Source organism: Mesorhizobium sp. M4B.F.Ca.ET.017.02.2.1 (genome assembly GCF_003998955.1).
Taxonomy (GTDB): domain Bacteria; phylum Pseudomonadota; class Alphaproteobacteria; order Rhizobiales; family Rhizobiaceae; genus Mesorhizobium; species Mesorhizobium abyssinicae.
Genome location: NZ_RZOF01000322.1, coordinates 1 through 7,150, shown reverse-complemented (window position 1 = coordinate 7,150; position 7,150 = coordinate 1). Strand labels below are relative to the sequence as shown.

Here is a 7,150-nt window from a genome sequence, read left to right as displayed (position 1 = left end):
ACGGGAAGCGGGTGGAGACCGTGCGCTGGACGATGCCGAAGGCGATGCCCATGGCGAGCACGGCCAGAATGGTCGGGATCAGTCCGAAGCCGCCGGAGATCATCATCGTTGCGGTCACCACGGCGGACAGGCCGAGCACAGCGCCGACCGAGAGATCGATGCCGGCGGTGATGATGACGAAGGTCATGCCGATGGCGATGATGCCGGTCTCGGACACGGCGCGCACGATGTTGGCGATGTTGTCGGGGTTGAGGAACAGGATCTCGCCATGGCGCCTGGGCGAGAAGATGACGCCGCCGATCGCCACCAGCACGAGGCCGATCAGGCTCTGGAAGCGCACGATGATCGCCAGCGGATCGACGCGCCTCGCCGCCGGAGCAGCGGGTACCGAAGGGCTTGAAGCTGCCGGGCTGGCAGCCACCGAAATCTTCTGGTCCGACATCAGGCCTCCCTGCCGTTTGCCGCGGCAAGCACGGTGTGCTCGTCGACGCCGCCAATGAATTCCGCCACGTTGCGCCCCTGGCGCAGCACCACGATGCGGTCGCAAAGTCCAATCAGCTCCGGCATCTCGCTGGAGGCGACCAATATGCCGAGCCCCTGCGCCGCGAGTGCTCTCAGCCGCGCATAGATTTCGCCCTTGGCGCCGACATCGACGCCGCGGGTCGGCTCGTCGAGGAGCAAGAGCCGCGGATTGCCGAGAATTTCCTTGGCCAGCACCACCTTCTGCTGGTTGCCGCCCGAAAGCGCGCCGACGGAAATGTCCGGGTTCTTCGGACGGATGTCGAACTGGCCGAACGACTGTCTCACCGCTTCCGCCTGGCGGCGCGGCGACATCAGGCCGGCCGGCGAGATGCGGCGGATCACGGACATGACCAAGTTGAGGCCGACGGCCATTCGCAGCATCAGGCCGCTGCCGCGCCGGTCGTCGGTGACGAAGGCGATGCCGGCCTTGCGCGCCGCGTCGATGGAGTCGAGTTTCACGGGCTTGCCGTCGACTGCGACCTCGCCCTGCCAGCGTCCGGCGAGACCGGTGCCGTAGAGCGCGGACAGCAGTTCGGTGCGCCCTGCTCCCATGATGCCGGCCAGGCCGACGATCTCGCCCTCCTTGACCTCGAGCGAAATCCCGCTCGGCGGCTGCCAGCCGGCGCTTTCACGGGCGAGCCTGAAGCTGGCATCCTTGAGGCTGAGCAGCGTCTTGCCGGCGCTTCTGGCGCGCGCCGGGTAGAGTTCATCCAGCGAGCGGCCGACCAGAAGTCGAACCAGTTCGGCCTGCGGCGCGTGCGGCTCGGTGACGCCGGCGACGCGGCCGTCGCGCATCACCGTCACGCGGTCGGCGATCTCAGGCACTTCCTCCAGCCGGTGCGAAATGTAGACGATGCCGACGCCGGTAGCGGCGAGCTTGCGCATGATGTCGAACAGGCGCTCGACCTCTCCGACGGTGAGCGCGGCCGTCGGCTCGTCCATGATCAGCACGCGCGAGGCATAGGACAGCGCCTTGACGATCGCCACCACCTGGCGCTGGCCGATGGAGAGGTCGGCGACGAGGCGCGCGGGGTCGATGGCGAGTTCGATCGCCTCAAGCCGCCGCTTCGCCTCGCGGCGCATCGCGGGCACGTCGAGCAGGCCGCCCGGTCGCATCAATTCGCGGCCGAGGAAGAGGTTCGCCGCGACATCGAGCGAGGGCACCAGGTCGAGTTCCTGGAAGATTGTGGCGATGCCGGCTGCCTGCGCCTCGCGCGGGTTGTTGAAGGTGACCGGCTTGCCGTCGATCTGGATTTCGCCCTCGTCCGGCGTGTAGACCCCAGAGAGAAGGTTCATCAGCGTCGACTTGCCGGCGCCGTTCTCGCCAAGCAGCGCGTGAATCTCGCCGGGCTTGAGGTCGAAGTCGACGCCGCGCAGCGCCTGCACGCCGCCGAAGCGTTTCACCGCACCGGTGACCGAAAGCAGCGGCGCGCTCATCTCGGCCTCGCGCAGGACTGGCGTGCCTGCAGCCTTGCCTGCAGCCGCACGGCACGCGGCGCTGCGTGGCTGGAGGCGATGCGCTCGCTGAGCAGCGCCGCCGCCTGGTGCCCGATCTCGGTGCAGGGCTGTTCGACCAGCGTCAGGCGCGGCTCGAAGCAGTCGGCCCATTCGAAATCGTCGAAGCCGACCAGCGACAGGTCGCCGGGAATCGAAAGACCCTTCTCGCGGATGGCGCGGACTGCCCCGATCGTCGTCATGTTGTTGCCGGTGACCAATGCGGTGGGCGGCGTCGGCAAGGCCAGGATCGCATGCGTCGATGCCGTGGCGCTCGCCGTGTCGACATTCTCCGGCGAGACATAGCGCGGCAGGCATTCAAGTCCATTGGCGGCGAGCGATGCGCGAAACGCCTCGATGCGCTCGCGCGTGGTGGCCAGCCCCGGCTGGCCGGCAATATAGCCGATGCGCTTGTGGCCGAAGGACACGACATGGTCGATGAGGGCTTGCATCGCCGTGTCGTTCTCGACACCGATCTGGTCGAAGCGGTCGTCGGCGAAGCGGTCGATCAAAACGCAGGGCAGCTTCTTTTCGGCGAGATAGTCGATGGCGCGCTCGGGCGAGCCAGACGGCGCCAGGATGACGCCGTCGACGCGGCGCTGGTGGAAGGCGCGCACCACCTGAAGCTCGCGGTTCGGATCTTCCTGCGTGTCGGAGAGGAACACCATCAGGCCGAGCCGGGCGCATTCGGCCTCGACCGCGCAGATGATGTCGGTGAAGTAAGGATTGGAAATCGCCGAGATGGCGAGCCCGACGCTGCGGGTCGAGGCGACCTTCAGCGAGCGCGCCAGTTCGTTGGGCTGATAGCCCATGGCGGCGATGGCCTCGTTGATCAGTCTCGCCTTCTCGGGCGAAACAAAGCGGGTGCCGTTGACAACGTGCGAGACGGTCGACACCGAGACGCCGGCGCGGCGCGCGACCTCAGCCATTGTCGGCATGATGGCTCGTGTGGAGTGCCCGCAAGCGCTCCTCCCTTGATTGCGTTTCCCGACCGCTCTTCGGCGGATTTATGGAAACCATAGAGCCATCGAAACGTTTGCGCAATCGATTCGATAAAAGCTCGCGACAAATTTTTGTCGCGGGCTGAAAACTTGGAAATCAGGTGGTGAAAGCCAACCAGGCCGTGCCGGCGGCAAGCGTGACCAGCGTCAGCGGCAAGCCGACCTTGAAGAAGGCGGAGAAGGAAAGCTCCTTGCCCGCCGCCTTGGCCTGCTCGGCGACGATCAGGTTGGCGACAGAGCCGAGCAGCGTGAAATTGCCGGCCAGCGTCGAGCTCATCGCGACCACCAGCCAGGCGCGCTCGGGGTTTTCAAGCCCGGGGACAAAGGGCCTCAACGCCAGCACCGCCGGCACGTTGCTCATGATGTTGGAGAGCACGGCGGTGAAGCCGGAGAGCCGCCAGACATCGTCGAGTCCGATGTTTTTCGCCCAGGCGATCATCTCGGGCGTCAGCAGCGTCTTTTCGGCGCCGGCCACGACCACGAACAGGCCGGCGAACATGAACAGCAGCGGGCCGTCGATCTCCCGGTAGATGCGATGCGGCTTGATCGCGCGGGTGACGAGCAGGAAGGCGCCGGCAATCAGCGCCGCCTTGGCAACCGCAACGCCGGCGAAGAACGCAACCGCCAGCATGACGCAGACGATAACCGCCTTCAGCACCTGACCCGGCAGCATGCGGCCGCGATAGACTTCGGGACTGAGGTCCACGGTGCGGGCGAATTCGGCGCGGTAGGCGATGCGCAAGATGACGATGACGGCGAGAAGGCCGAACAGCGCCACCGGCGCGAGAGCGGCCGAAAAGGCAGGATAGGAAATGCCGGACAGCGCGCCGATCACCATGTTCTGCGGGTTGCCGGTGATGGTGGCGACACTGCCGCAATTGGAAGCCGTGCAGGTGGCGATCAGATACGGAACCGGGTTGCGGTTGATGACGCGCGTGACATGGACGACGATCGGCGCCATCACCAGGCAGATTGCGTCATTGACCAGGAAGGCCGAGAGCACGCCTGTCAGCAGCGTCACCATGACCAGGAGCATGAACGGCGCGTGCGCATGCTCGATGGCAAAGCCGCCGAGCGCGCGGAAGGCGCCCGAAACCTTCAGATGCGCGACCACGATCATCATGCCGAGCAGCAGCGTGATCGTATCGAAGTTGATGGCGCGGTAGGCATCCTCCATGCTGATCGCGCCGACGGCGATCATGGCTGCGCCACCGAGCAGCGCAATGCCGGCGCGATCGAGGCGCAGGCCCGGAAAGCGGCCAACGGCGACACCGGCATAGGTCAGGATGAGGATCAAAAGTGCCGCCGCGCCAGTCCATGTCATTGGCAGAAGTTCCGTCCGAACTCGCCGCTCCCCGGCAGATTCTGCCCGGCGGCATTCTTCGCTCCACCTTTAGCAAGCGGGCGGCAAAGCGAAAGCGGTGGAAGCGGTTGTGCGGTTGAAACTTTTCGTGCGACCCGACGATAAGGCCGCGGCGTCCGAACAAGACAGGCGGGTTTGCTCAGTGGCTAGTCTGCAACCGGCTTGCCCTCGGCGCTATCGTTGCGTTCCGGCTCCAGAATTCCAAACTCCTGCGATTTCAGCCCCTGCTCGGCCTTGAGGAACCCTTCCGCGGCAAGGCCGCGCCGTAGCAGTTCCCGCACGGCCGCCGACCGGCTCGGCATACGCTTTTCGAAGCGCCAGTTTTCCAGTGCAGCCAATTCGTCAGCCGTCAGCATGATCTGGAGCCGTTCAGGTCGTTCCAGTTCGCCCATTTGTGCCTCCGCCAAGACCAAAATGCAGTGAGTTAGTATCTGGCTCACTAACAGTAAAATTAGGATTTGACGCACATCCCGTCAAGGGTGAGCGATGGGTGATCGGCGCAAAGGCCCAACGATGAGGACAAGGCATCGACCAAGCAATCAACAGACTATACTAACTAATTGATTTTATTTCAATATTTTTGACATTGCGCTTGCTATCGCAATGTGTCGGGCGCATGCTCGAAAATGAGGGAAAACGCCTCACCGGAAGGCAACTGCCATGCGCGACAGCTATTCAAGCCAATTGCGAGAAGACCTCAACTCCCTGGTCCTGGCCGCGATCCATTCCACGGGCGTGGTCAATGTCGCTGTCGTGGCTGAGCGTGTGCGTCTGCGAAACCTCGACGAAAACGTCGCGCGCGAAGACCTCGAATATATGGTCGTGCAAATAGCCGAAACGTATGGGGCAGCCATGGAGTTCGACTGCGCGCTTGTCGCCGAGATGGCCGAGCGCGCCTGTTCGGCGACGCAGTAAGGAGAGGATGTCAGCGCGAAGTTTCGGCCGGTCGCGCCGTCAATCCATCTCGTCAAGAGAGTTTTTCACGTATCGCAACGGCGCTTCGAGCTTCCAGCTTACACCGTGCTCGCCGAACTCCAGCTGTCCGGTACCGCCCAGCGCCTGCGGCGCGATCCGTTTCAGTACAACCGATCCGAATCCGCGACGTATCTCTCCGTCCAAGGGCGGTCCATCGTGCTCGTGCCAGACAAGCCCGAAGGTTTCCTCGCCATTGGCGGCGGTGGTTATGGCCCATTCGATCTCGACCTGCCCGACCGGGTTAGACAAGACCCCGTACTTTGCCGAATTTGTCGCCAGTTCGTGGAAGGCGATGCCGAGATATTGGACGGCGTTCGGCTTGAGCATAATCACCGGCCCCTTTGCCGACAGGCGCGACTGCGCCGCGAAGACCCTTACCTGCGCCTCGACCAGTTCGGCAACCGTCGCGCCGCGCCACTCGGCATTGACAAGCAGATCGTGCGATTCCGAAAGCGCCAGGATGCGTTCGCGCACCTGTTCCAGAAAGACCTCCGGGCTGCTGGCTTGTTTGCTCGTCTCGCGGATCATCGAGATGATGACCGAATACTGGTTCTTCACGCGATGATTGACCTCGCGCATGAGCAGGCGGATGCGCCGTTCGCTCTCCTTATGAGAACTGATGTCGCGCGCGATCTTGGACGCGCCGATGATCCTGCCGATGCCGTCGCGTATCGGCGAGACGGTGAGCGAAACGGGAATGCGCGTGCCGTCCTTGCGCTGGCGCACCGTCTCGTAGGACGGCACGACCTCGCCGGCGCGAATGCGGGTGATGATCGAGACCTCCTCGTCCAGGTGGTCGGGCGGGATGAGGATTGTCACCGGCCGGCCGATCGCCTCCGCCGGCGTGTAGCCGAAGAGGCGCTGCGCCGCGTCGTTCCAGCTGGTGATGATGCCGTTTATGTCCTTTGAAACGATCGCATCCATCGATGACTCGACAATGGAGGCAAGCCGCGTGCGGGCTTCGTCCGCCATGGTCTGGGTGCGCAGGTCGAGCAAGGTGTTGATTGCGCCGATCGTGTCACCGGTCTCGTTGCGAAGCAGGACGGGATGTGCGCTGAATGGGATGAGTTCTCCGTTGGGCCGCTCGGCAATCGCCCGCCCCCAGCGAACGTCCTTTTCTTCGCGCAAGGCAATGGCCATCGGGCATTCGTCGTGCGCCATCTTGCGACCGTCGAGATGACGCAGCTTCCACGATCCGCACCACCGATCCTCGTTGAGGACGGGACGATGCCCCCAAAGTTCGGCCGCGGCTTCGTTGAAGAATGTGATGAGGCCCTGCTTGTCGGTGGTGTAGACGGCGACTGGCAGCGCCTGCAGCAGATCGAAGGCATGGGCGCCCGGGAGCCCGATGCCGCCATGTTCAATCGTATCCACCGACCCCCTCGCCTTTCGATGCTGGAAAATTAACTCGACAAGGAATGCGCGTGAGGGATTTCGGTTCCCCGGCGCGCGGTGTCCGGCCGCGAACGCCGGTTCCCGGCTACGCTTGCGCAGTCGTCAAAGGCGGCAGGAGGTGTCGGCGACCTCCCCATCCAAATGAATTTGCGAGGGAACCATCACCGGCGCGAGCGGTTCCCGCAAAAGTCGCGACGCGACGAAACCACAACCAAATGGAGACCGCCATGACCATGAGAATCCTCGCAGCCGCCTTGCTGACGCTTGGCCTCGGCACATCGGCGATGGCCCAGACCGCTGGCGACACGGCCGGCTCAGACATGGCCGACGGCAGTGGAAAATCGGTTGTCGTCGACCCCGATGGCCCCAACACGGTCGATCCGAACGGCCCCAATGCCAT

7 protein-coding genes and 1 pseudogene are annotated in these 7,150 nt (G+C 64.1%); 2 read left to right on the top strand and 6 right to left on the bottom strand.

The genetic code is table 11. The features are described 5' to 3' along the window. From EN738_RS27685 to EN738_RS27665, 5 genes and pseudogenes are all read right to left on the bottom strand, one after another. Positions 1-442, bottom strand: a pseudogene (locus EN738_RS27685) (ABC transporter permease); the annotation flags it as partial. Then, positions 442-1,959 carry a sugar ABC transporter ATP-binding protein gene (locus EN738_RS27680; protein ID WP_127286444.1) on the bottom strand — a complete coding sequence of 506 codons (1,518 nt, stop codon included), beginning with the start codon at positions 1,957-1,959 and terminating at the stop codon, positions 442-444. The pseudogene EN738_RS27685 and the gene EN738_RS27680, both read right to left, overlap by 1 nt. Then, positions 1,956-2,954: a LacI family DNA-binding transcriptional regulator gene (locus EN738_RS27675; RefSeq protein ID WP_127286443.1), complete on the bottom strand. Its 999-nt coding sequence runs from the start codon at positions 2,952-2,954 to the stop codon at positions 1,956-1,958. Before EN738_RS27675 ends, EN738_RS27680 begins: the two co-directional genes overlap by 4 nt. 160 nt (positions 2,955-3,114) lie before the next feature. Continuing rightward, on the bottom strand, positions 3,115-4,341 hold the full coding sequence (locus tag EN738_RS27670) for an anion transporter (protein WP_127286442.1): 1,227 nt from the start codon (positions 4,339-4,341) through the stop codon (positions 3,115-3,117). Positions 4,342-4,526: 185 nt separating this feature from the next. Then, complete coding sequence (locus EN738_RS27665; RefSeq protein ID WP_127286441.1) at positions 4,527-4,772, bottom strand: hypothetical protein; 246 nt, start codon at positions 4,770-4,772, stop codon at positions 4,527-4,529. Positions 4,773-5,040: 268 nt separating this feature from the next. Here EN738_RS27665 and EN738_RS27660 point away from each other — a divergent pair, with 268 nt between their 5' ends. Continuing rightward, positions 5,041-5,295 carry a hypothetical protein gene (locus EN738_RS27660; protein WP_127286440.1) on the top strand — a complete coding sequence of 85 codons (255 nt, stop codon included), beginning with the start codon at positions 5,041-5,043 and terminating at the stop codon, positions 5,293-5,295. 39 nt (positions 5,296-5,334) lie between these two features. Here EN738_RS27660 and EN738_RS27655 read toward each other — a convergent pair whose 3' ends face one another. Beyond that, positions 5,335-6,624, bottom strand: a complete 1,290-nt coding sequence (locus EN738_RS27655) for a PAS domain S-box protein (RefSeq protein WP_348629110.1) — start codon at positions 6,622-6,624, stop codon at positions 5,335-5,337. Between EN738_RS27655 and EN738_RS36960 the strand changes: the two genes are divergently transcribed. Then, positions 6,508-6,762 carry a hypothetical protein gene (locus EN738_RS36960; protein WP_348629111.1) on the top strand — a complete coding sequence of 85 codons (255 nt, stop codon included), beginning with the start codon at positions 6,508-6,510 and terminating at the stop codon, positions 6,760-6,762. The two genes, EN738_RS27655 and EN738_RS36960, sit on opposite strands and share 117 nt — an antisense overlap. Positions 6,763-7,150: the final 388 nt, after the last annotated feature.